This is a genomic window from Chryseobacterium sp. T20, assembly GCF_047345655.1.
In the GTDB taxonomy this organism is placed as follows: domain Bacteria; phylum Bacteroidota; class Bacteroidia; order Flavobacteriales; family Weeksellaceae; genus Chryseobacterium.
In genome coordinates this window covers 257,698-279,159 of record NZ_JBLFDU010000004.1, presented here as the reverse complement: position 1 = coordinate 279,159, position 21,462 = coordinate 257,698, and the positions used below count along the sequence as shown (strand labels likewise).

Sequence of the window (21,462 nt, the reverse complement as noted above, 5' to 3'; positions counted from 1 at the left end):
ATGAAAACAACCAATGAGATGATAATCATCGATCTGGAAGCTACATGTTGGGAAAACGACAGAATTCCCATTGGGCAACAGGTCGATATTATAGAAATAGGAATTTGCAAATTAAACTTAACATCAAAAGCAATTTCCCAAAAACAAAGCATTTATGTAATTCCGGAACGTTCAGAAATCAACAGATTCTGTACACAATTGACCGGAATTACCCCGCAACTGATAGAAGAAAAAGGAATTTATTTTGAAGAAGCCTGTGAATTAATCAGGGATCAATACCATTCTGCACCGCTTACCTGGGCAGGATATGGAAACTTCGACGGAGAGCAGATCATAGAACAATGTGACTGGCTCGGGATAACCAATCCTTTTTCAGAAAACTATATGAATGTGATGCATGAATTTAAAAGACATTTTAAACTACACAAACAAATAGGACTTAAAAGAGCCCTGAACTATCTGAATATGGATTTTGAAGGAACCCATCACAGCGGAGCAGACGATGCTTACAACACAGCCAGAATTTTAAGTAAGATTCTGTAAATAATCAATAGGCTGGAAGACTGATGATGGAGGCTGGAAGTAAATGAGACACTGTTCAAATTTCCCTCTTCCCGCATCCCTCTTCCAATCTTTAACAATTAAATTTTAAACAAGTGAAAACAACAGATAATATATTAATAGTAGACCTCGAAGCAACGTGTTGGGAAAACCGACCGCCAAGAGGTCAGGAAAGTGAGATCATCGAAATCGGTGTATGTATTATGAATGCAAAAACGGGTAAGATCTCTAAAAATGAAGGGATTTTAGTAAAACCCCAGTATTCAAAAGTAAGTCCGTTCTGTACGGAGTTGACTACTATTACCCAAAATATGCTGGATCATGAAGGAATCATGCTGGATGATGCTTTCGATATCCTGAGAGCAGAATATGATTCGGAAGAACTGACATGGGCGAGCTACGGAAACTACGATCTGAATATGCTTCAAAACCAGGCAAGAAGATTCTACACAGATTATCCAATGAGTGATGACCACATCAATGTGAAGACATTATTTGGTGAAATTCATCCTACGATCAGGAAAAGTGTCGGAATGAACAGAGCTTTAGGTGAATTGGGTATGACTTTAGAAGGTACTCACCACAGAGGAGTAGATGACGCCAAAAACATTGCAAAGATTCTGCATTGGTGCCTGAATAATTATTAAATCTTCTATAATATAATAGGAACAGATATAATGAAGACTGTCTCAAATGTTGAGGCAGCCTTTTTTTTATTTTGTTAAATCAGATATCTTGTTACTAATAAAACTGTAAAGCTCAATAGGAATAGAATGTCCCATCCCTTCAATAAGAAGCCATTCAGCACGCGGAATAGAATCTGCAATATCTTTTCCGCAATCAGGATGAAAGATCAGATCGTCTGTTCCATGAATGATCAGAGTAGGGGCCGTTATTTTTTTCAGAACTTCAGGGTTAAATTGAAAGGAACCCATCGCTAAAAGCTGCCGGATGATTCCGTTTTTGGTTCTGGAACGTATAAGTTCCTCTTCAAGCAAAGCTTTTTCCTGATTTGAATCAAAAACATATCCCGAACCTGAAATTTTTTTTGCAAAATGGATCTTTTCCCTCAAATACTCTTCTTTCTGAAGAACAGGATCAGCAGACACCTGTGTCATCATAGCCATCACTTCCGGATCAGGTTTAGGAAGAGACGGATTCATAGAGGTTGACATGATGATCGTCAATGATGAAACTCTTTCTGGATAATAGGAACCTAAAAGCTGTGCAATAATTCCTCCCATGGAACGTCCTGCAATATGAACTTTTTCAATATTTAAATGATTAAGAAGACCAATAACATCATTTGCCATATCCATTAAAGAATAAGGAATCCCTTCTTTACTGAGATTCCCGAAAATCTCTTCAATGCTTTTACCAGCAGGAATTTCTCTTTTTGCATTAAAAACAGAACCTCCCGAATCTCTGTTATCAAACCGAATCACCCTGAATCCTTTTTCAACCAGAAGATTACAAAATGTAATATCCCAACGGATCATCTGACTTCCTAATCCGGGAATTAATACAATGGTATCAGAATTTTTTTCGCCAAATACCTCATAGCATAATTCCACATCATTCATTTTGACTGTTTTCATTTAATCCTTTGTGTATTTAATAATACTTCTTCCAATGGTAAAAGCCTTGAGTCTTCTACTGCAGCCATTCTATGTCCCATAATTTTCATATAAGCTTCATTTTTTTCGAAACCGAAAAAATCATTAACACTTTTTTGTCTGATTAAGAGACACATATCCCAATATTCACTTTCAGGACCTATCAGAAACTGGTCTCCTTTCCCAATAAATAAAATTTCTCCGCCGCTTTCCTTTAAATAAGGTTCAGTTTCCCTGATGTATGTAAGATAGGCATCCCAGCTGCTTGTTTTCTCGTTAGGTTTCAAATCCGGATACTCTGAATAATCTGGTTCCTTCTTTAATCTGATGAGATTAAGATTAATAATGGCTCCTTGTATATTTTTAGTAAATAGATGTTTTCCAGCCTCAAAAGTAGGAAACAGATATTTTTTTGACATCACTTTAATATAATTCTGTAGTTAGTTGGGAAATATAAGACTGTTCAGCCTTTTGAATCTCTTTACGATAGTTGATAAATTCGTTGTTCTGATCCGGAACAACGACGACAAACTCAAAAGTAAAAGAATCATTTCCCAATTCAGTCCATTCTTTCTGTAATTGTGGATGGGTAAATAATCCTCCGTTTAAAAGAAATTTCATCTTATTCACCAGTGCTTCCAGATGTAAAGAAGCCTGAACATATTTTTTCCCGTTTGAAATGTTAGTAACAGCAAGTACTCCCATTGTTGTTGTATAGTCTTTTGCCTTTTCTCTTAGCTGTTTCTTTAATGCATTTTTCATATTTTCATTATTGTATATTTCCTCCTAAATCAAATAAAAGCTCATTGACCATGCGTAGAGATTTACCTTTTTTGGATGAAAGAATTTCTTTAGTACTATTTTCTGCGCTTAGTTTAGCTTCTTCAAATATCTTTTTACCGTTAGGAGTGATGACCACGTAACTTACGCGGGCATCTCTTTCGTTGCTTTCTCTGGCTACCAGTCCGATTTTTTCCAATGGATTCAATAAGCGGGTAACTCCTGATGCGGTAAGTCCTATTTTTTCGGCAAGATCTATTCTTCTCATTTTGCTCTCAGAGGAAGAATAGAGCACATAAAGAATAACAAAGTCATTGAATCCCAGACCATGAACGCTCAGAGAATCAAATTTTCTGGCAATTACAGACTGTAGTTTATTGATGTTTATTAAGAATAATAATTCTGTGCTTATCATTGAAAAGTATTTGAGTTGTCAAGTATTTTATTTTGCAAATATATAAAATTTAGAGAATTACAATCCTGTTTTTATTATTTTAAAAAAAATTAACGTATTGGTAAGCTAACATGATTTGTTATATAGTATCTTAAATTCTGGAATTAAGACACCAAATGTTGTGTAAATATCATGATATAATGCTTTTAACCACTTTTTTATTAATATATCTTTAAACAGGGAATTGTTTTTGTGTTACCAAAGGCTTTGATAGCGATTGTTTTAATTAACTTAATATTTGTTAAAAAAATCACTTTTATGGGATAATTTACTGTCTGTCAGTCATTTTTTTTTATTTTAGCCGATAAGAATGAGTTTATGCTTATTGATAAAGGTTTTCAGGTGAAAAATTTAAACTATTGACGTATTGTAAAACAGGAAACGAGTACAAATAACAGAATTCCGGATATGATAAGACACCTGTTGACATGGTCTGTGAATTCTTTGATGGTTACATTCCTGATAATACTTCTTTTTTAAATACTTCATTCAATTTTATCAAAGTGTTTATGATAATAATCTGATGAGAATTTTATATATGGTATTCTGTTTTTCAGACTCTGATTTTACAGGAAGAAAATAGTAAAACTCATTAAGTGTTGTATATCAGTGTTTTATTTAAATAGATATTGTGTTTCCGAATGTTGGGATGAAACAGAATGCGCTTCCCGGAGGAGGCTTTGTTTATTCCTGTTTTTGGGACTGTTTAATACTGTCAAACGCTCTGTGGTACGGCTTTTGAAGCCTTATAAACAGGATGTTTTTGAATAATTTTAAAGAAATGAAGTGGGGACAATAATCGGTAAAAAGTCAAGTTTTGAATGGAATCAGATAAAAGGATTTATCCACAAAATTCCAAAACTTATCAGTCTGATTACCAGTTGTAATGTTGCTTCCGGAAAACTGCTGATGCCCATTCTTTCAACAGTTGAAAAAGACAGTTTTGAATGCTGAAAAGTTCTTTGGGCTTTATCATGAACTGTTAAAACGAAATCAGTCTGGGATGAGAAAAAATCTTGTCAGACAACCTGAAGAATGGAAAAAAATGAATAACCTGAAACAAATTTATACATCAAATTAAAGCACCATGAAAGAAAGACTTTATGAGATCCTTAATGAGGAAAAAATACATGAGATTATTCCCTTTCTAAAAGAGCTTAGTATTGAAGAAAGGAAAACACTGGTACCGTCTATCAAGAAAATGGACCGTGAGATCAGTAAAATTGTAATGACTAAAAACTCCTACCATACGGCAGGATCTGTGAATCAGCACTCCATTATAGATATTGCTTCATTTGTCTGCATGGACAAAAAGAATTTCGGTAAAAACTATTGGAGTCTTTTCCGCAATGTAGAACAGACTGATCAGATACTGGAATGGGGATGCCCGGATTGGTTTTCAGACTTTATCAACGAATCAGTTGAAGCTGAATTTACAGCATTTAATTATAAAGATATTTTAGGATGGACAGAAAAAGGATATGTACAGCCCAAACCAGAATTGTTGGGACATCATCTGAGCAATTATCCGGCTGATCTTGACCGCCATCCTGAAACACTCAATACTCATTTTTGGTATTTGTGTGAATTCCCTTCCAAATCTTTGCCTTTCCGCAAAGAATGGTTTCCTATTGTTCAAAAACTTATTACAGATAAGAAAATTGAAAGAAAAAGATTTCTGAAAGAGTGCCTTCTGGCTGCCAACAGGAATTTTAATAAAAATGTCACGGGTTGGTTTATGGATGCGTTTACCTCATTAAAACCAACGGAAGAAGAATTATCTGATCTACAGGATGAACTACTTGCAGGGCTCGTTTCTTCACAGTCAAAAGCTGTGAATACAATATTATCCCACTTGAAAAAGATTGTAGGAACTTCAGAATTTAAGAATGAAGAATTTTCACATTATCTTCCGAATCTATTAAGCTCTGAGGTAAAAACAGTAGTGGTTTCCAGTCTGGGACTTACTGAAAAAATATTCCAGAGAAAGAAAATGGATCCGGATATGCTTGGAATGGCTTTAAGTACAGCATTTGTCAGTAAAGATGATGAGATACAATCAAAAGCTGCCAAGATCATCCTTAAATACATTCCGGCTTCAGAAAATATGATAGTGGCGCTTTCTCATTATTCAGATAATATATTAACCAATGTACGTCCTCTTTTGGTAAAATATATTGAAGAGAAACAGCCTGAACTGGAAGCAATAGCTTCAGAAAAACTATTGCTGACTTCAGATGAAAATGCGGTGCAGGTACTTCAGAACTTTGAAGATCTTATGTTCTATCTGCCTTTAGCAATGGACGATCCGTATAGCTACCATTGTGATATTGCTTTGACTGGATTTATAAGGTTTGCAGGAGATGTAGATGAAGAATCTGTAAAACTGATGGAACCTGTGTTTTTGAAAGCCTGTAAGACCATTGCAAAATGGGAAGTTCCTTATCTGAATGTTTTACTATGCAATGCAATCATCAATTATGGGCTAGCTTTAATGGAAAAATATCCGATTCAGCTAAAGAATCTGGAAAAAATATACCAGAAAACCAAAGAAGAGGAAGCTACGAGAGAGTCTTACTCCAATTATCAGAAAAAATTGGGACCTATAGAAGATGTAGGAGCAGATTGTCCGGCAAGACAGGCATTTAAGGAAATTGCCATCTATGCCATTGAAAAAATAAAATCCGGAGACAAACTCCCTTTGTTGTTTCCTATCACCCATGCACCATGCTGGATTTCTCCTGTAACGCTGGTTGAGAGATTGGAGAATTACCAGAATAATAATGCAGAGCCTCATTATCTGGATATTCAGCTAGCCCTGCAACGTTGTGCTTTAGATGATACTTCAAAAGCTATTGCAGAAGTAGAGAAAAGATTAAAAGGTGAATATAAAGAATTACTGCTTTTCTTCTTTGGAAAAAATGCAAAGCCGGAAGGTAAGTTTATACACCCTTCGTGGTGGATGACAGCTGGAATTACCCGTTCACCGGAAACTGTTTTTGAGGAATTTAAAAATTTCGGATATGATAATATTCCTGCAGAATTCTTTTCAGGGGATTATCAATGGAAAACCATTGACAATAAGAAAAACTCATATTATCCGGTAGAGCTGAACATTACGATTCCAAAATATCATCTTGAAAAAAGAAAAGAACCTTTGTTCATGGAATATTTTGTTGCTGAGCAGAAAGAGCTTAACGAAATTCCTGCACTGATGCTTTGCTTCCCCAATACACCTGCAAACGCGCTGGCGAAGGTAATTAAATACTGCCTTTTCTATTCAGGAATTGCAGAAGTTTTTGAAAGAAGTCTTGTTCTGAATACTGCAAATACGCTGTATCAGATTAAAAAACCTCTCGATGAAATTGGATATCTTTTTCTGGGGACTATTTTCCTGGACAGTGATAAAACCATTCGCGGAACAGCTGCTGAAATCTGGCTTGAACATGTTTCTGGTCAGATGATGGATAATGCAAGACTTGGAAGAGTGATTGGTCTGCACGAAAAATTAGAATGGGCACCGGTGAAAAGATTTACTGATCTGATGCAACACCATATGCTCAATGTAAGTAAAAATCATAATGCGGCTCTTGAAGAGTTGATTTTCAATATTTTACTTCAAATGGAAGAGCCAGTTACCAATCTGAAAAGAATTCTGGAAATCTATCATGAAGTATTGGCTTTGAACCATTCATCAGTACATCAGGAAGTCGTTGAAAAATTAAACAGCTGGAAAGAAAACTCGAGTCTTAAAAAAATATGTAATCTTCTTCTGAAAAAATAGAACATGGAAGATACGCTTATTTATAACTATTCAGGAGCATCCTCTTTAGTCAGGAGAGGTGCACTTGAAGAGTTATTTCTTGCTAAATACAGTGAGATTGACAAAAATACCAATGTTCCCTGCTTTTTCTGGGGAAATGTAGGACAGCCCTTTATTTTAGCCCGATGTCTGATTGCACTTTCCAACATTGTGAAATCCAGTTTTAACCTGTCGCCTTTTCAGATGGCACTTCTTAAAGATCCTATAGTGACAGCAGGAAATGAAAGATTAAGGTTTGAAGGTTTTTCTCATTGCGCAGGAGTGTATGCAAGAGTAGATGTGTTGCCTGAGGGATTGGATGGAGAGTTTCTTGAAAACGGAACAACGAATGTGGATTTCAATCAGCCTATGATAACAGCTTTGGGAAGCATCCGTCCGAATGAAAAAATTATGCTTTCTGTAGGACAAAAAGAAGTAGGACTATACAAGGGGGAAAGCAAAATAATAGAAAGAAAAGTACCATTGCCAGCTAAATGGATCAAAGGACTGGGAACTGTTCAGGTGTATTTATCAGAATCCGAAAAGCGTCATACTTTCAATAAAATCCAGACACAGCAATTGTTCAGAGGAATGCCAAAAGGAGTGGTGAAGTCAGATTATTATTTAATTGTGAGAGGAAATAAACCCATTTTTTCTCCGGTAAAATCTGCAGATTCTGTTTGTATAGGAGGACTTCACAGACTGCGCCTATTAGAACCTCTTCTTCCTTATATTGATGGTTTGCAGGTTTTCGCACATACTAATATGCAGTCTACCACATGGCAACTCAATATGGGAAATATCCGGTTCAGTTTTTCTTTATCGAGAGAATGCTGGAGAGGCTTTTCAGGTGAAGGTGCAGTGTTGGATAGCCTGATTTCAGATGTTCCTGATGAGTGGATTGATGCGTTGGATAAATATGCCTATGCCAATCAGACTTTTAATCCTGGCAGAATTGCCTCGGAAGAGAATATCAGTTTTGAAAAAGTTGAAAAGAGTACTGGCAGACTCGCTGCAATGGGATTGCTTGGTTACGATCTTAATGACAGAGAGTTTTTCTATCGTAGACTTCCTTTTAAATTAAGCCGTATTATCGGGCTTAATCCCCGCATAAAAAACGCGGAAAAATTGATTGAAGACGGAAAAGTAGAAATCTTAAATAGTAATAAAGAAAGAACAGAAGCCAGAGTAAAAGGAACTGGTATATATCATACAGTAATTATTCAGGAAGAAAAAGAACGCTGTACTTGTGAGTGGTTCAGTAAATATCAGGGGGAAAGAGGTCCCTGTAAACATGTATTAGCAGTGAAAAAACTGGTTAATGTTTAAATACTGCCAATGCTCATCTTATCATTTTGTTGATCAATACAGAGGTGCAACATCTTGCGCCTCTGTATTGTATGAGTGTCTTATTAATGATCAGTCTGCTTCATCCATTCCTCATAGCTCAGCACTCCCAGTTCCGGTCTGCCTTCACCCTCCAGAATAGAAATAAACTCAAGCTGGTTTCCATCTGGGTCATTAAAATAAATAGCCAATGCAGGCATCCATGCAAATACCATAGGCTCTACAGTTCCGTTTTTCAGAAAATTGTAAGGTTTTAAATTCTTTTTTTTAAGAAACTCCACAGAATAATTCAAAATATCCTCCTTACTGCTGGAAAAAGCAAAATGTCTGGTCTGAAGATTCTCCTTCTGCTCCCAAAGCCCCAGCATAAACTCTTTTCCTTCTCCCGCCCATAAAAAAGCAATAGGTCTGGTTTCATCTCTATGAGCGAGCTTCAGTCCTAATATATCTGTGTAAAATTGTATTGCATTTTCCAGATTGCTCACCTGAACATGAGTCTCATATATTCCTTTAATCATAGCTTAATTTTAATAAGAACAAAGCTAGAAAACTCTCATCTGGAAACGCTCTATATGCGATTTCTTTAATGAAAATGAATGATAGAAGGATTTTATAATGATGAATTATAAATTATAAATGATGAATTTGATTGTATTGCCACAGAATCTGTGCTAATCTGTGTATTCTGTGGTTAAAATAAATTCTATAAATCAATATTATTCAATAGAGGTGGGCTTTAGCCCGCCTTCTCAATATAACACCTTTCATTCGGCTTCAGCCAAAACTTAAAATCAGTGTAATCCTGTATAATCTGCGAGAATCATTTAAAAAAAAATCGAAGAAAAATTTTCTACGCAAAAAGGTTGCGTAATTCTGTTTTTACTTTGCATCAGAAATCAGAGAGGAAGTATCAATCCTTCCCATGTTTAACAAGAAAAACAGTAACCATGAAATTTAATTTTTTAAAAAAAGAAAATAAAGTAGTACAGAACTACGAAGGTGCAAAAGCATATGCCATGACGCCTGCAGAAGAATTGTATAGTGCTGTTGTTACAACAGGGCTGTCAGATGCCAACTATGAAAAAGGAAATGACAGATTGGCGAGAATCCAGTCTCTGATCAAAAAAAATGATCCTGAATTTGTGGCAAAGCTGGCCGTATATGCAAGAAAAGATATGTATCTGAGATCTATCCCATTGGTTTTGACAACTGAATTGGCAAAGCAGACTTCGGGTACAGACCTTGTAAGTAAAACAGTAGATGGAATCGTTCAGAGAGCAGATGAAATCACAGAATTGCTGGCATACTACCAGCTTGCCAATCAAAGAACAGATACCAAGAAACTGAATAAACTGTCCAAACAGATTCAGAAAGGTCTGGTAAAATCATTCAATAAGTTTGATGAATACCAGTTTGCAAAATACAACAGAAAAGCAGAAGTGACGCTGAAAGATGCATTATTCCTGGTTCATCCGAAAGCTAAAGATGAAAATCAGCAGGCAGTTTTCAACAAAATTGCGAACAATACGCTGGAAACGCCTTATACATGGGAAGTAGAGCTTTCCGTTTTGGGTCAGACAAAATTTGCAAATGATGCAGAAAGAAAACTGGCTGTCAAAAATAAATGGGAAGAACTGATCTTCAGCAGCAAACTGGGCTATATGGCCACTATGAGAAACCTGAGGAATATCCTGGAAGCTAAAGTATCGTCTGATGCGATGAACAAAGTGTGCAGATATCTTTCCGATGAAAGAGCCGTAACCAATTCAAAGCAGCTCCCATTCCGATTCCTGGCGGCTTACAGAGAATTAAAAAACTTTGATTCTCCTTATCTGTCCTCAGTATTGGAAGCATTGGAAAATGCTGTTGTGGTGAGTGCCAGAAACATCAAAGGTTTTGGTTTTGAGACATCAGTGGTGATCGCTGCCGACGTGTCAGGTTCTATGCAGAAAGCAGTTTCCAGCAAAAGTAAAATTTTACTGTATGATATCGGTTTGCTGATGTCTATGATCCTCCAGTCACAGTGTAAAAATGTGGTGACAGGTATCTTCGGTGACCGTTGGCTGAGAGTTCCCATGCCGAAAAACGGTATTTTAAGGAATGTAGATGCATTCTACAAACGTGAAGGTGAGGTAGGATATTCCACCAATGGTTACCTGGTAATTGAAGATCTCATCAAAAGAAGAGAGCAGGTAGATAAAGTAATGCTGTTCACCGATACTCAGATGTGGGATAGCACAGGAAACAGAAACTCCTTTGAAGACGTGTGGAAAAAATACAGAGCCATCGCACCTCATGCAAAGCTGTATATTTTTGACCTTGCAGGTTATGGTACGCAGCCGCTTGATATCAGGAAGGATGATGTACACCTTATTGCAGGTTGGTCAGACAAAATTTTCGATGTATTGAATGCTTTGGAAGACAAAAAATCTGCAGTGAAAATGATTCAAAAAGTAGTGCTGTAACAGGCACTGCTTTTAAAATATAGAAAAAACAATCAATATATTCAGGAGCTTAATCCCGCTTTCCACTTTATCTTTTTCGCCAAAGCTTTCATCAAGCCCTTCAGAAAAAGGATGCCGTTGTAATCGGGGCTATAAATTAAACAATATACTATGAAACTCATTAATACCATTGAAATTAGTCCTTTACGATATTCCAAAGAAGAATTCGAATTGCCGGAAATTTCAGATTATCCCGATCCCGAAGAATGGTTTGCCAAATGGGAAGAAGTAGTTTCTCAGCTGAATTTTAATTTTGAGGCTATTGAGAAAGGATCTTGCCTGGTGGATATTGAAACCATCGATGATGAAAATCTTAAGATGATTGTAGAAGCCAAAATAGAAGATATGGAATCAGACGAATCTGAAGAAGATATTGGTATCATGGCCTTTGACGGCGGAATTGTATTAAAAATAGAAGATAAAATACTGATACAACCTAGCTGTTGTAGTGATATAAGTAATATTGAAGATTGGGAAAATATTTTTAAGACACCAACTTCAGAATGGAGAATGCTTTGGATAGGACATCCGTGGGTGTTTTACAAAAGAGAAAATGGAAAAGTCTTTTTCTCAGAATATACAGAATCCAATGTTGAAGATGTTGAAAATATAAAAATTGTTGCAGAAGTAGAAGAATCCGAACTTAAAACTGAGTTGGAAAAAGTAATCATGCAACAAGTCAATTTAAAAAGCAGAATATTATCTGTTTTAAAAACGATGAATTATAAATATTCCGAGAAAATTTCAAAACAATTGGCTGGAATTAAATAATGACATAGGAAACGGAGGCGTTAAGAAAATAAGCTATACGAACGTTAAGAAAATTCTACTGTTTGAAGCGCGAGACAGAAAGTGAAATGAAAAAGTAACATTAGATTCGCGCAAGTTTTAGAATTTTTAGAGAGTTTAGGTTATTTTTAGCCGGAGTTTCCAGGTCTTGAACTTTTGGTTCTTTTGCTTCAAGGTAAAACGAACGAATATGTAAATGAAAAATAAAACTGCTTAAAAAACAATGGGAAATCTATTTTACAGAATTGAAAAGGATCTTAAAGAAGGCAGAAAGAAAAAAGCATGCGACAGATTAAGAAATATGATCAATCAGTTTCCTAATGATCTTTCCCTAAGAAAAAAATTAGGACAGATTTATTTTGAAGCAGGATTTCTTGATGAAGCAGGTAAGTTCTGGATTTTGTCCACACCGGAGAATAATGAAATGGAAAATGCTGTAGAGATTTATAGAAAGTCTTTAAGCAATTCAGGAAATGCTATTTTAAAAGATATTATTTTCAGGGGAGATAAAAATCTGCTTGATGAATATGCATTGAAAGTAATCACTGAACTTGAACAACATAGTCTTAAAATCACAAAACATATTCCAGTTTTCAAAGCCAAAACAAGAGAGAAAGAAAACTATTCAGAAAACAAAACAGGCTTTTTAAGTAAAATCGGAATTTGTTTAATCGTAGGATTTATTATATCACTTCCTCTGTTAGGTATTTTTAAACTTTTTGAAATGATTTCATCATTATTTTCTTAATAAATTTAAACTACGTAAAAAGATTGCGTACATACAATATAATTTTGCAGTGTTAATAATACTGGTGCCGTTAGAAAGACCTCCTTCGTTATCATATTGGTTCGACTCCATAACAGATCATGAAAATGATCTTGTATAAGTCTTTTCGAATCTAGCCTCTTTTATTTAAATCACATCAATGAAAAAATAATAATAAAAGGTTGAAATTTCCATCAATGACAACTATGGAAATATGACATAGGAAATGGAGGTGTTAAGAAAATAAGCTATACGAACGTTAAGAAAATTCTACTGTTTGAAGCGCGACACAAAAAGTGAAACGAAAAAGTAACATTAGATTCGCGCAAGTTTTAGAATTTTTAGAGAGTGTAGGTTATTTTTAGCCGGAGTTTCCAGGTCTTGAACTTTTGGTTCTTTTGCTTCAAGGCAAAACGAACGAATATGTAAATAAAAAATTATACTACGTAAAAAGATTGCGTACCTACAATATAATTTTGCAGTGTTAATAATATTGGTGCCGTTAGAAAGACCTCCTTCGATTCCAAACTGACAGAGTCTTTCGCCAGATTGCCCGGTAGCTAACCAATGCCGTTAATAAGAGTTTCATCGTCAACTTTCAATTGAATATCAATTACTCTTATGATTCATTGCTTGGTTTTTAATAAAAAAACAACTGCATAAAAAGAATGCGCAATAACAATATAATTTTGTAAAAAGAAAACTAATAACCGTGAATAATTATAAACCAGATCTAAAAGAAGCATTGTATTGAGGTTAATACTCAATACTTATGAAAAAAGCTAAAACGTTAAGGCAAAAATTCGGATTCAATGAATATGGATTAATCGACTTTCCAAAGAAAATTTCAGGCGTACGGATCTCAAGATTGATGTACGGAAATGATATGGGTTGTTCATATTGTTTTCCACACGGTTTTGAAGTGGTGAATGCAAGGTATACAAAGTTCCAGCGAAACTGGAAGAAATACAGAAAGAAACAATGGAAAAATTAAAATCAGGTGTCGTTTTGGAATCATACTTCGAGTTCCCCGTCAGATGTAGGTTCAATTCCTGCCATTCCTGTTGTAAACGGAATGTAGCTCAAATGGCAGAGTAGATGGTATAGAAAAGATTCCGCCGCTTTTACCCTGATACTATAAAAGAGTGCCGTAGAGAAGGCTTACTTCGGTATAATATTGGTTCGACTCCATAACAGATCATGAAAATGATCTTGTAAAAGTCTTTTCGAATCTAGCCTCTTTTATTTAAATCACATCAATGATAACTATGGAAATATGACATAAGAAATGGAGGCGTTAAGAAAATAAGCTATACGAACGTTAAGAAAATTCTACTGTTTGAAGCGCGAGACAGAAAGTGAAACGAAAAAGTAACATTAGATTCGCGCAAGTTTTAGAATTTTTAGAGAATGTAGGTTATTTTTAGCCGTAGTTTCCAGGTCTTGAATTTTTGGTTCTTTTGCTTCAAGGCAAAACGAACAAATAGGTAAATAAAAAATAATCTACGTAAAAAGATTGCGTACCTACAATATAATTTTGCAGTGTTAATATTACTGGTGCCGTTAGAAAGACCTCCTTCGATTCCAAACTGACAGAGTCTTTCACCAGATTGCCCGGTAGCTAACCAATGCCGTTGATAAGAGTTTCATCGTCAACTTTCAATTGAACATCAATTACTCTTATGATTCATTGCTTGGTTTTTAATAAAAAAACAACTGCGTAAAAAGAATGCGCAATAAGAATATAATTTTGTAAAAAGAAAACTAATAACTATGAATAATTAAAATCAAGTGTCGTCTTAGAATCATACTTCGAGATTGAGTAAACATTGGGTCGCAGGTTCGAATCCTGCCTTCTCCCTCGAAAAGGAGAGGTAGCTCAGCAGGTAGAGCAAATGCACGGAAGATTCTGAAAAATATTACCTTGATTTGTAAAAGAGTGCCATAGAAAAGGCCTACTTCGGTTTAATTTGGTTCGACTCCAGAAGGTCATGAAAGTGATCTTGTACAAGTCTTTTCGAATCTAGCCTCTTTTTTATTTTAAAAACAAACAAGTGCCGTAGAAAAATGTTACTTCGCTCATCACGACGGGGTCACGGGTTCGAATCCCGTCTCTTCCACAACAAAAAAACACGGTCAATATAGGAAGAGTAGCTCAGTTGGTTAGAGCACGACTACATTATTCATTTTTTGCCTTGTCTTATCATAAAAGAAACCGCAAGTTCGACATTGAAAGATCTTTGTGTCATTATTTAGACTAAAGCACCTTATTTCAAGGTGCTTTAGTCTAAATAATTATTTGACATTCCAGCGTTATTCCTTACTAGGTCCATTTCCTGTTTTGTCATTTCTCTATGAAGAAGTCCACCTACATTACTTACAGCATTATCCTTAGCATTTTGTCTTGCATTTGAAAATTTTTCGTAGGTTGTGGGAGCATCATTTTTAAGAGGTATAATTTCCCGCTTTTCTTTTTTCAAATAAAATAATTCAAAAGAATAGGTTTGTTTTTGATCTTCTAAGTAAATAACAAGTCCTGGAAGACCTTTGAAAGTATAAGGACCTTCTGATATTGGAATATCCAGGGTATACCATACAGTAAGTTTCCTCATTCCATATTTACCAATAGCTTTTTTACAATTATACCCATTTATTTTTTTTGTTTCATTTAATAAATTCCATTCAACTTTATTAGTTGGTTCAAATGAAAACAAATTTTTAAATACTTTATCATAAACCTTTAGCTTGCCATTTCTTAATAATACTTCTTGAGGTATATTTACTCGTGGAACTTTTGAAAAATCAATACTAAGATTCCCTGAAGTAATATTGTTCATACTATTTTTTACAATGGCTTCTTTTAGTGAATCACTTTTTGCCTTTTGATCACTTTTAAAAAGAGAAACATTGTCCCCAATGAAAAGTGTCATTATTTCTTCTCTCTCACTCGATTTATTTGTTGAATCTTTGAGAAATTTAACATGATATTTACAAATCAAGTTAGAATAAAGAACAGTATTCTTGTCTTGTGAAAAAACAAAAATACTGTTCATTAAAATTATTATTGAAAATATTTTTAACATTAAAGCTTAAATTTTAACCACAAAAATATTCATCCAATAAGGCCATATTATCCATTAAGCACTGTTCTCCCCAACTTGTACAATAAGAGTCTTGAATAGGAAGTCCGCAAGATGTATGGTATGTAACGGTTCCACACCATTCAACTGCTTTTTGATCATTTTTTTCTTTAGCATTCAAAACGCTTTCTTTAGCACTTACAAGACCAGCAGCTCCAAAGGCTGCTAATAAAATTAATTTTTTCATCATTGTATAATTTTTTAAATTGTTTTTTGTGATTGCAATCTTATGACAAGTATACCAATTAATTTTTATTCACAATTATGGATGTCTGTATTTGCTAAAACTTTGTTATTGTGTAGAATACGAGCTAAGTAAAACAGAGATTTAGCTTCATAATATTCTTTAATTTGCTTTAAGCGCTTTTTCAATTGAGGAATAAATATTCCGAAATTAGTTCGGGAATAGATAAAAAAGCTCCTTTTTTAGAATTTAAAAATTATTTTGATACTCTGTTTTAGCATCAAACGAAACATATGTTTTTTCTGAGTAGAATCTCCCTAATAATTTCCCCGCATTTCCATTGACGAATTTAATAGGTAGTTTTTCTTGTTGATTTTCAGAAACGATTCCAATCTTATTTAAAATCATCATCATATAAATGGATTATAAAAATGAAGGAATAGCGAAGCCGGTCACTCCGGCAAACGTTTAGCCCGGTTTTTTCCTTACTATTACCTTTAAAAAAATGCCGGTAGATTACTTACCGGCATTTTTTGTTGTATTTTCAAGCTCTTCTTCAAACATTCCTTTCCATTTTGAAAGCGTTGTTCTGCTTATTTTATATTTTCGTGACATATAGCTCGTAGAATGACCATGTTTTTTTTGATACTGAAGCAGTTTTAACATAGTCTGCCTGTCATAGGTTTTGAGCTTTTGATTTTCTCTGGATTGCTTGAACAGTTTTTCATTGAACTTAAGAACATCTTCACTCGTATGAAGCTTTTCAAGAAGGTCTTTAACTTTTGGATCTTTAAGCTTTTCGGGATATTCCATCCTCAGCATATCCTGGTAAATTTTTTTGTAATTAGGGCGCATTTTTATCTGTTTATCCGTTTGCGTTATCACTCTTCTGAAGCCATCTGTGGAGAGTGCTTTTCGGAATAGAATATTCTTTAATGACTTCACTTTGAGTCATTTCACCGGAAAGAATTCTTTTCATAATAAAATCTTTGATTTCCTGTGTATAAATATTTTTTCTGAAATAAGGTGTTTTTTCGGACTTCTGTTGGTTTTTGTTAACGGCCGATGGAGGTGCATATAAAATCAAATGTGAACTGTAAAGTCTGAAAAAATCATATTCCAGCAATTTGCTCCATCTTAAAAGAAGATCCGTATCCATTGATCTGCTGTCATACATCATTTCGACAGCCTCTTCATCTTTACTTAAAAATTTACATATCCTCTCTACTGTAATTTCATTTTCATCAACTCTTTCTTTAATAAATTTCTCAATATGGATTTCTTTATATAACATTTTTACTAAATATTGTTCTTTTGTTTAAACTTATATATAAAAAAACGAGAATAGGTGATATATATTATCTTACTTGGTAGGAAATAATTCACAGAAATTTGAAATTGATAAAGAATAGAAATTATGATTAAGAATATTAAAATAGTTTTCATAAGACGATTTATCTTATAAAATAGATTTGAATTTTGCCAAATATCTTAAAAACAGGTGGGTAGGGATCACCTTAATGTACTTGGATTATATTCTTTATTTTCAATGGTTTTCTCTTCTTCTCTTTCAAACTTCTTTTCCTGCCATTTGTGTGAAATAATATATAACCTATTAAGGTTTTATACAATTCTAAGAGTTGAAGCTGTGGATAGGTTGATAAACAGCTTTTTACTCGTTGAATTTTTAATTAGTACCAAATAATTGCTTATTCGCTTTCAAATGTAGACAAAAATAAGAAGTAAAAACAATCATAAATATAAAAATTACACCTTATGTATTTATTTTAATTAAAATTAACATATTATAAGAACTGATGTGTGAATTATTCAAATTAACAGACTTGTTCATGGGAAAATCATAAAAAGAAAAAATTGTATACCATCGTGACAGTCCATACCTTTGTCAATGAATGAAAAATACTATAAGCTTATTCGACTTTTCGAAAAAAATCAATTATAAAAATGAACTGCTGGCTGGCTTTACGGTAGCGATGACAATGATTCCCGAATCTCTTTCATTTGCTATTCTGGCCGGTCTTTCTCCGCTTACCGGTCTTTATGCAGCTTTTATGATGGGACTTGTAACAGCTGTTTTGGGAGGCCGTCCGGGAATGGTTTCTGGTGGAGCAGGAGCAACCATCGTTGTGTTGATCGCTCTTATACAATCTCATGGGATAGAATATCTTTTTGCCACTGTAACACTTGCCGGAATTCTTCAGATGATGGTAGGTATTTTTAAACTGGGGAAATTTGTAAGACTGATTCCGCAACCCGTTATGTACGGATTTCTGAACGGATTGGCTATTATTATTTTCATGGCCCAGGTAGAGCAGTTCAAAATAACAGATAGTAGTGGTGTGGTAAATTGGCTGCAGGGAATGCCTTTGTACATCATGGCCGGCTTAACGGCTCTTACAATTGCCATAGTTTATTTTTTTCCAAAAATCACAAAAGTTGTTCCTGCCTCTCTTGTGGCCATTATCATTGTCTTTGTAGTAGTTCTTGGATTTAATATTCCAACAAAAACAGTGGTAGATATTGCTCATATCAGTGGAAATCTTCCTAGTTTCCATATTCCACAGATTCCTTTTTCTCTGGAAACGTTACAGATTATTTTTCCGTATGCCTTAATTATGGCTGGAGTAGGTCTTATTGAGTCTCTTCTGACATTATCTATGGTGGATGAAATTACGAATACGAAAGGAAGTGCCAATAAAGAATCCGTAGCTCAGGGGTTGGCTAATATTACCAATGGTTTCTTTGGCGGAATGGGAGGTTGTGCAATGGTAGCACAAACACTGGTGAATCTCAACGCTGGTTCCAGAGCCAGATTATCTGGGATAATAGCATCATTGTTAATTTTAATAATAATTCTGTGTGGAGCACCTGTCATAGAGAAAATTCCTATGGCGGCTCTGGTAGGAGTGATGATGATGGTGGCGATCAGTACCTTCCAGTGGGTATCCATCAGGATTGTGAATAAAATGCCGAAATCCGATATTTTTGTTGGAGTAACTGTAGCTCTGATCACTGTCGTTTTACATAATCTGGCTTTGGCGGTTTTGATTGGAGTGATCATTTCGGCATTGGTTTTTGCCTGGGATAATGCTAAAAGAATCAGAGCAAGAAAACATGTGGATGAAAATGGGGTGAAGTGCTACGAAATATATGGACCTTTGTTTTTTGGTTCAGTAACAGCATTTACAGATAAATTTGATCCTATGAATGATCCCGATCAGGTGGTTGTTGATTTTAAAGAAAGCCGTATTGTAGATATGAGTGCCATAGATGCTCTGGACAAATTATCCAAACGCTATAAGCTATATCATAAAACCTTGCACCTGCGTCATCTCAGCGAGGACTGCAGGAAAATACTTAAAAATGCAGAAGCTGTAGTGGAAATTGACATTCAGGAAGACCCTACGTATAAGGTGATGCCGGAAAAATAGAATGGTTAATAATTAAAAGAACTGTAAGATGATTCCTACAGCTCTTAATTGTATTTAATTAAAAATCTTATTTTTTTATAAATTTAAGTTTTTTAACACCTTCAATTTCTATAAGATATTCTCCTTTCAGAAGGCTGGAAATAGTAATAGTTTTTTCATCAGAAATATTTCCTTGTAAAACCATTCTTCCGTTCATATCAGTAATTTTATATGTTTTTGTACTTTTTAGTGGTAAGTTGATTTTGATAAAATCGCTTGCAGGATTGGGAGCAATATTACCAGTTGTTACAGTTTGAACTTCATTTGTGGATAAAGTACCAGTATATAGCTGGGTGATTTCAGCGGGAGTAAGAACTCTGCTCCAGATTCCAACATCATCTATGCTTCCATTAATATATCCTGATGAACTAATCCCCTTACCTATAAATAAAGGTAAAGCAGCGCTTAAAGTACCGGTGTAGGTATTGGAAGTTGTGCCAACGGAAATACCATTTTTATAAAGCTGCATGCTTTGATTATTGTAAACTACTACGTAATGCTCCCATCCTGTAGAATAGACCGGACCATTCAGCCATGTCCATGCCTGGCCTTGTTTATTAGTTCCATATATAGCTTTTGTAGTATCATATTGCAGTAGCCAGATAAAGTTATTATTAGTACTGGAACCACTCATCATAGCAATTCCTGAAGTGTTATCTGTTTTTTTTATCCACATTGAAATTGAATATGAGCCGCTTTGTGAAAAGTTGTAAGATAGTGAGCTTTTGGTCAGGTAATTACTGGTTCCGTTGAATGAATATGCTGCATTGGCATTTCCGTTTCTGTCGGCGGTTAGAGTGGCTCCATTAACAGTAAGATTGTTGTTGTTTCCACTTGTGTCATTTGCATTTCCTTTAAATTCCCACCATGCCACTAGTCCTGAAGTAGGAATGTAATTGGGAGTTTGTGCAAGAGTAAATACTGAAAACAGTAAAGAAGGTAATAGAATTGTCTTTTTCATGTGTTGTGTTTTATTGGATAAAATTAACAAATAAATTATAATTAAAAGTTAAAATATGTTAAATATTATGTTTTATGATGATTGAATTTAATATTTTGTATTTTTAATTTAATTTTTATTAAATATTGTTATGTTGTGTGTAATTCATTTCATTTAAATTAAAGTATTTATTAATTTTTTTTTCGACGGATTGAAATATTAAAGTTCAGATGTTGTAAACGTTCAAATCGAGGTAATAAATCATAAAATATCTTAAAACAGATAACGAACGTAATGCTTTTATGATAAATATTTTATCTTTGGGAAGAATAGTATTGTAAACACTTTTTGATGATTAAAAAATTTTAAATCTTTTTCAAGAAGCTAAATAAAAACTTTTAACTTAAAACCTATTGAAAACAGATATCGACATCCATAACCACTGTCATTTTTCCTTTGACCTGTGGCTCACTTTAATCAAATCTCATCCTGAATTTAAAGCAAAAAGAGTTGAGCTGTTCTCCTCATTTTTCAACGTAGATAAACCTATGGAAGAGGTTGCGAAAACCGTAAAATATTATGATGATCTTTGCAATACCATCAATGAGGTGACAGGAGGGAATATCGATACTTTTGAAATTTATCTGATGATTTTGGGTGCTTTGGATGTGGATGTAAAGCTTTTGAATAAGGAAAAGCTCAATGAGTTTTACAACAAAAGTGAAGAATTGTTTCTGGAATATAAACCAGTTGTAATTTTTGAGAATATTCATGATTTTTTTGAGGATATCAAAAATCAGGGGAAGACCATTAATATTCTGAGCAACACCGGATTTATCAAAGGGAAAACAATGAGGAAATTCCTGATTCATGAAAACCTGGATCAGTACATAGATTTCCATATTTATTCTGATGAAATCAACTGTTCCAAACCTAATCCGCTTATTTTTCAGGAAGTGAAGAATAAGATCAAAGATCAGGATTTGCCAATGCACCAGATTTTGCATATTGGAGACAATCCGGTAGCAGATTATCAGGGAGCAAAAGACTTCGGTTTCAGTGCCCATTTACTTAAACACTAAAAATAA

Annotated in this window: 21 protein-coding genes; 11 read left to right on the top strand and 10 right to left on the bottom strand. The window is 34.5% G+C overall.

Features of this window, described 5'->3' with window-relative positions:
- On the top strand, positions 1-543 hold the full coding sequence (locus tag ACMA47_RS12385; protein WP_413930023.1) for an exonuclease domain-containing protein: 543 nt from the start codon (positions 1-3) through the stop codon (positions 541-543).
- A gap of 113 nt (positions 544-656) precedes the next feature.
- Positions 657-1,208 carry an exonuclease domain-containing protein gene (locus ACMA47_RS12380; RefSeq protein ID WP_413930022.1) on the top strand — a complete coding sequence of 184 codons (552 nt, stop codon included), beginning with the start codon at positions 657-659 and terminating at the stop codon, positions 1,206-1,208.
- Positions 1,209-1,274: 66 nt separating this feature from the next.
- On the opposite strand, the gene ACMA47_RS12375 is transcribed toward ACMA47_RS12380, so the two are convergent.
- Genes ACMA47_RS12375 through ACMA47_RS12360 form a run of 4 tightly spaced genes read right to left on the bottom strand, consistent with a single transcriptional unit; the run spans position 1,275 to position 3,372 of the window.
- On the bottom strand, positions 1,275-2,159 hold the full coding sequence (locus ACMA47_RS12375) for an alpha/beta fold hydrolase (protein ID WP_413930021.1): 885 nt from the start codon (positions 2,157-2,159) through the stop codon (positions 1,275-1,277).
- Entirely contained in the window at positions 2,156-2,596 is a 441-nt protein-coding gene (locus tag ACMA47_RS12370) for a DUF1330 domain-containing protein (protein WP_413930020.1), read from the bottom strand. The genes ACMA47_RS12375 and ACMA47_RS12370 overlap by 4 nt, the downstream gene beginning before the upstream one ends.
- Before the next feature lie 4 nt (positions 2,597-2,600).
- Complete coding sequence (locus ACMA47_RS12365) at positions 2,601-2,939, bottom strand: GIY-YIG nuclease family protein (protein WP_413930019.1); 339 nt, start codon at positions 2,937-2,939, stop codon at positions 2,601-2,603.
- Between the two features lie 7 nt (positions 2,940-2,946).
- Positions 2,947-3,372 carry a MarR family winged helix-turn-helix transcriptional regulator gene (locus ACMA47_RS12360; protein WP_413930018.1) on the bottom strand — a complete coding sequence of 142 codons (426 nt, stop codon included), beginning with the start codon at positions 3,370-3,372 and terminating at the stop codon, positions 2,947-2,949.
- A gap of 825 nt (positions 3,373-4,197) precedes the next feature.
- Here ACMA47_RS12360 and ACMA47_RS12355 point away from each other — a divergent pair.
- From ACMA47_RS12355 to ACMA47_RS12345, 3 genes are all read left to right on the top strand, one after another.
- Entirely contained in the window at positions 4,198-4,365 is a 168-nt protein-coding gene (locus ACMA47_RS12355; RefSeq protein ID WP_413930017.1) for a hypothetical protein, read from the top strand.
- A gap of 133 nt (positions 4,366-4,498) precedes the next feature.
- The gene (locus ACMA47_RS12350; RefSeq protein ID WP_413930016.1) at positions 4,499-7,195 is read left to right on the top strand and encodes a DUF6493 family protein; all 2,697 of its coding nucleotides are present in this window, start codon (positions 4,499-4,501) and stop codon (positions 7,193-7,195) included.
- A 3-nt stretch (positions 7,196-7,198) separates the two neighbouring features.
- Positions 7,199-8,542 carry an SWIM zinc finger family protein gene (locus tag ACMA47_RS12345; RefSeq protein WP_413930015.1) on the top strand — a complete coding sequence of 448 codons (1,344 nt, stop codon included), beginning with the start codon at positions 7,199-7,201 and terminating at the stop codon, positions 8,540-8,542.
- Between the two features lie 83 nt (positions 8,543-8,625).
- Here the strand turns inward: ACMA47_RS12345 and ACMA47_RS12340 are convergent, their stop codons facing one another.
- Positions 8,626-9,078 carry a VOC family protein gene (locus ACMA47_RS12340; protein ID WP_413930014.1) on the bottom strand — a complete coding sequence of 151 codons (453 nt, stop codon included), beginning with the start codon at positions 9,076-9,078 and terminating at the stop codon, positions 8,626-8,628.
- A 429-nt stretch (positions 9,079-9,507) separates the two neighbouring features.
- Here ACMA47_RS12340 and ACMA47_RS12335 point away from each other — a divergent pair, with 429 nt between their 5' ends.
- The 4 genes from ACMA47_RS12335 to ACMA47_RS12320 all read left to right on the top strand — a co-directional run bounded on the left by ACMA47_RS12335 (position 9,508) and on the right by ACMA47_RS12320 (position 13,613).
- The gene (locus ACMA47_RS12335) at positions 9,508-11,025 is read left to right on the top strand and encodes a TROVE domain-containing protein (protein WP_413930013.1); all 1,518 of its coding nucleotides are present in this window, start codon (positions 9,508-9,510) and stop codon (positions 11,023-11,025) included.
- Between the two features lie 150 nt (positions 11,026-11,175).
- The gene (locus tag ACMA47_RS12330; RefSeq protein ID WP_413930012.1) at positions 11,176-11,835 is read left to right on the top strand and encodes a hypothetical protein; all 660 of its coding nucleotides are present in this window, start codon (positions 11,176-11,178) and stop codon (positions 11,833-11,835) included.
- Positions 11,836-12,076: 241 nt separating this feature from the next.
- Positions 12,077-12,601, top strand: a complete 525-nt coding sequence (locus ACMA47_RS12325) for a DUF6584 family protein (RefSeq protein ID WP_413930011.1) — start codon at positions 12,077-12,079, stop codon at positions 12,599-12,601.
- 790 nt (positions 12,602-13,391) lie between these two features.
- Positions 13,392-13,613: a phosphate ABC transporter substrate-binding protein gene (locus tag ACMA47_RS12320; protein WP_413930010.1), complete on the top strand. Its 222-nt coding sequence runs from the start codon at positions 13,392-13,394 to the stop codon at positions 13,611-13,613.
- Positions 13,614-14,901: 1,288 nt separating this feature from the next.
- On the opposite strand, the gene ACMA47_RS12315 is transcribed toward ACMA47_RS12320, so the two are convergent.
- The 4 genes from ACMA47_RS12315 to ACMA47_RS12300 form a co-directional block, all read right to left on the bottom strand.
- The gene (locus ACMA47_RS12315) at positions 14,902-15,702 is read right to left on the bottom strand and encodes a GLPGLI family protein (RefSeq protein ID WP_413930009.1); all 801 of its coding nucleotides are present in this window, start codon (positions 15,700-15,702) and stop codon (positions 14,902-14,904) included.
- Between the two features lie 13 nt (positions 15,703-15,715).
- Positions 15,716-15,949, bottom strand: a complete 234-nt coding sequence (locus tag ACMA47_RS12310) for a hypothetical protein (RefSeq protein ID WP_413930008.1) — start codon at positions 15,947-15,949, stop codon at positions 15,716-15,718.
- A 510-nt stretch (positions 15,950-16,459) separates the two neighbouring features.
- Positions 16,460-16,798 carry a helix-turn-helix domain-containing protein gene (locus tag ACMA47_RS12305; RefSeq protein WP_413930007.1) on the bottom strand — a complete coding sequence of 113 codons (339 nt, stop codon included), beginning with the start codon at positions 16,796-16,798 and terminating at the stop codon, positions 16,460-16,462.
- Between the two features lie 10 nt (positions 16,799-16,808).
- A complete protein-coding gene (locus ACMA47_RS12300; protein ID WP_413930006.1) occupies positions 16,809-17,237 on the bottom strand; it encodes a transposase in 429 nt (142 codons plus the stop codon).
- Positions 17,238-17,856: 619 nt separating this feature from the next.
- Between ACMA47_RS12300 and ACMA47_RS12295 the strand changes: the two genes are divergently transcribed.
- Positions 17,857-19,395 carry a SulP family inorganic anion transporter gene (locus ACMA47_RS12295; protein ID WP_413930005.1) on the top strand — a complete coding sequence of 513 codons (1,539 nt, stop codon included), beginning with the start codon at positions 17,857-17,859 and terminating at the stop codon, positions 19,393-19,395.
- Between the two features lie 67 nt (positions 19,396-19,462).
- Here the strand turns inward: ACMA47_RS12295 and ACMA47_RS12290 are convergent, their stop codons facing one another.
- The gene (locus tag ACMA47_RS12290) at positions 19,463-20,395 is read right to left on the bottom strand and encodes a LamG-like jellyroll fold domain-containing protein (RefSeq protein ID WP_413930004.1); all 933 of its coding nucleotides are present in this window, start codon (positions 20,393-20,395) and stop codon (positions 19,463-19,465) included.
- A 392-nt stretch (positions 20,396-20,787) separates the two neighbouring features.
- Between ACMA47_RS12290 and ACMA47_RS12285 the strand changes: the two genes are divergently transcribed.
- Complete coding sequence (locus ACMA47_RS12285; protein WP_413930003.1) at positions 20,788-21,456, top strand: HAD family hydrolase; 669 nt, start codon at positions 20,788-20,790, stop codon at positions 21,454-21,456.
- Positions 21,457-21,462 lie beyond the last annotated feature (6 nt).

What these genes read in the sequence shown, in the direction of transcription:
- ACMA47_RS12385 (WP_413930023.1), top strand. Translation starts at nt 1, where the DNA reads ATGAAAACAACCAATGAGATGATAATCATCGATCTGGAAGCTACATGT.
- ACMA47_RS12375 (WP_413930021.1), bottom strand. Translation starts at nt 2,159, where the DNA reads ATGAAAACAGTCAAAATGAATGATGTGGAATTATGCTATGAGGTATTT.
- ACMA47_RS12370 (WP_413930020.1), bottom strand. Translation starts at nt 2,596, where the DNA reads ATGTCAAAAAAATATCTGTTTCCTACTTTTGAGGCTGGAAAACATCTA.
- ACMA47_RS12365 (WP_413930019.1), bottom strand. Translation starts at nt 2,939, where the DNA reads ATGAAAAATGCATTAAAGAAACAGCTAAGAGAAAAGGCAAAAGACTAT.
- ACMA47_RS12360 (WP_413930018.1), bottom strand. Translation starts at nt 3,372, where the DNA reads ATGATAAGCACAGAATTATTATTCTTAATAAACATCAATAAACTACAG.
- ACMA47_RS12350 (WP_413930016.1), top strand. Translation starts at nt 4,499, where the DNA reads ATGAAAGAAAGACTTTATGAGATCCTTAATGAGGAAAAAATACATGAG.
- ACMA47_RS12345 (WP_413930015.1), top strand. Translation starts at nt 7,199, where the DNA reads ATGGAAGATACGCTTATTTATAACTATTCAGGAGCATCCTCTTTAGTC.
- ACMA47_RS12340 (WP_413930014.1), bottom strand. Translation starts at nt 9,078, where the DNA reads ATGATTAAAGGAATATATGAGACTCATGTTCAGGTGAGCAATCTGGAA.
- ACMA47_RS12335 (WP_413930013.1), top strand. Translation starts at nt 9,508, where the DNA reads ATGAAATTTAATTTTTTAAAAAAAGAAAATAAAGTAGTACAGAACTAC.
- ACMA47_RS12330 (WP_413930012.1), top strand. Translation starts at nt 11,176, where the DNA reads ATGAAACTCATTAATACCATTGAAATTAGTCCTTTACGATATTCCAAA.
- ACMA47_RS12325 (WP_413930011.1), top strand. Translation starts at nt 12,077, where the DNA reads ATGGGAAATCTATTTTACAGAATTGAAAAGGATCTTAAAGAAGGCAGA.
- ACMA47_RS12320 (WP_413930010.1), top strand. Translation starts at nt 13,392, where the DNA reads ATGAAAAAAGCTAAAACGTTAAGGCAAAAATTCGGATTCAATGAATAT.
- ACMA47_RS12315 (WP_413930009.1), bottom strand. Translation starts at nt 15,702, where the DNA reads ATGTTAAAAATATTTTCAATAATAATTTTAATGAACAGTATTTTTGTT.
- ACMA47_RS12310 (WP_413930008.1), bottom strand. Translation starts at nt 15,949, where the DNA reads ATGATGAAAAAATTAATTTTATTAGCAGCCTTTGGAGCTGCTGGTCTT.
- ACMA47_RS12305 (WP_413930007.1), bottom strand. Translation starts at nt 16,798, where the DNA reads ATGCGCCCTAATTACAAAAAAATTTACCAGGATATGCTGAGGATGGAA.
- ACMA47_RS12300 (WP_413930006.1), bottom strand. Translation starts at nt 17,237, where the DNA reads ATGTTATATAAAGAAATCCATATTGAGAAATTTATTAAAGAAAGAGTT.
- ACMA47_RS12295 (WP_413930005.1), top strand. Translation starts at nt 17,857, where the DNA reads ATGAAAAATACTATAAGCTTATTCGACTTTTCGAAAAAAATCAATTAT.
- ACMA47_RS12290 (WP_413930004.1), bottom strand. Translation starts at nt 20,395, where the DNA reads ATGAAAAAGACAATTCTATTACCTTCTTTACTGTTTTCAGTATTTACT.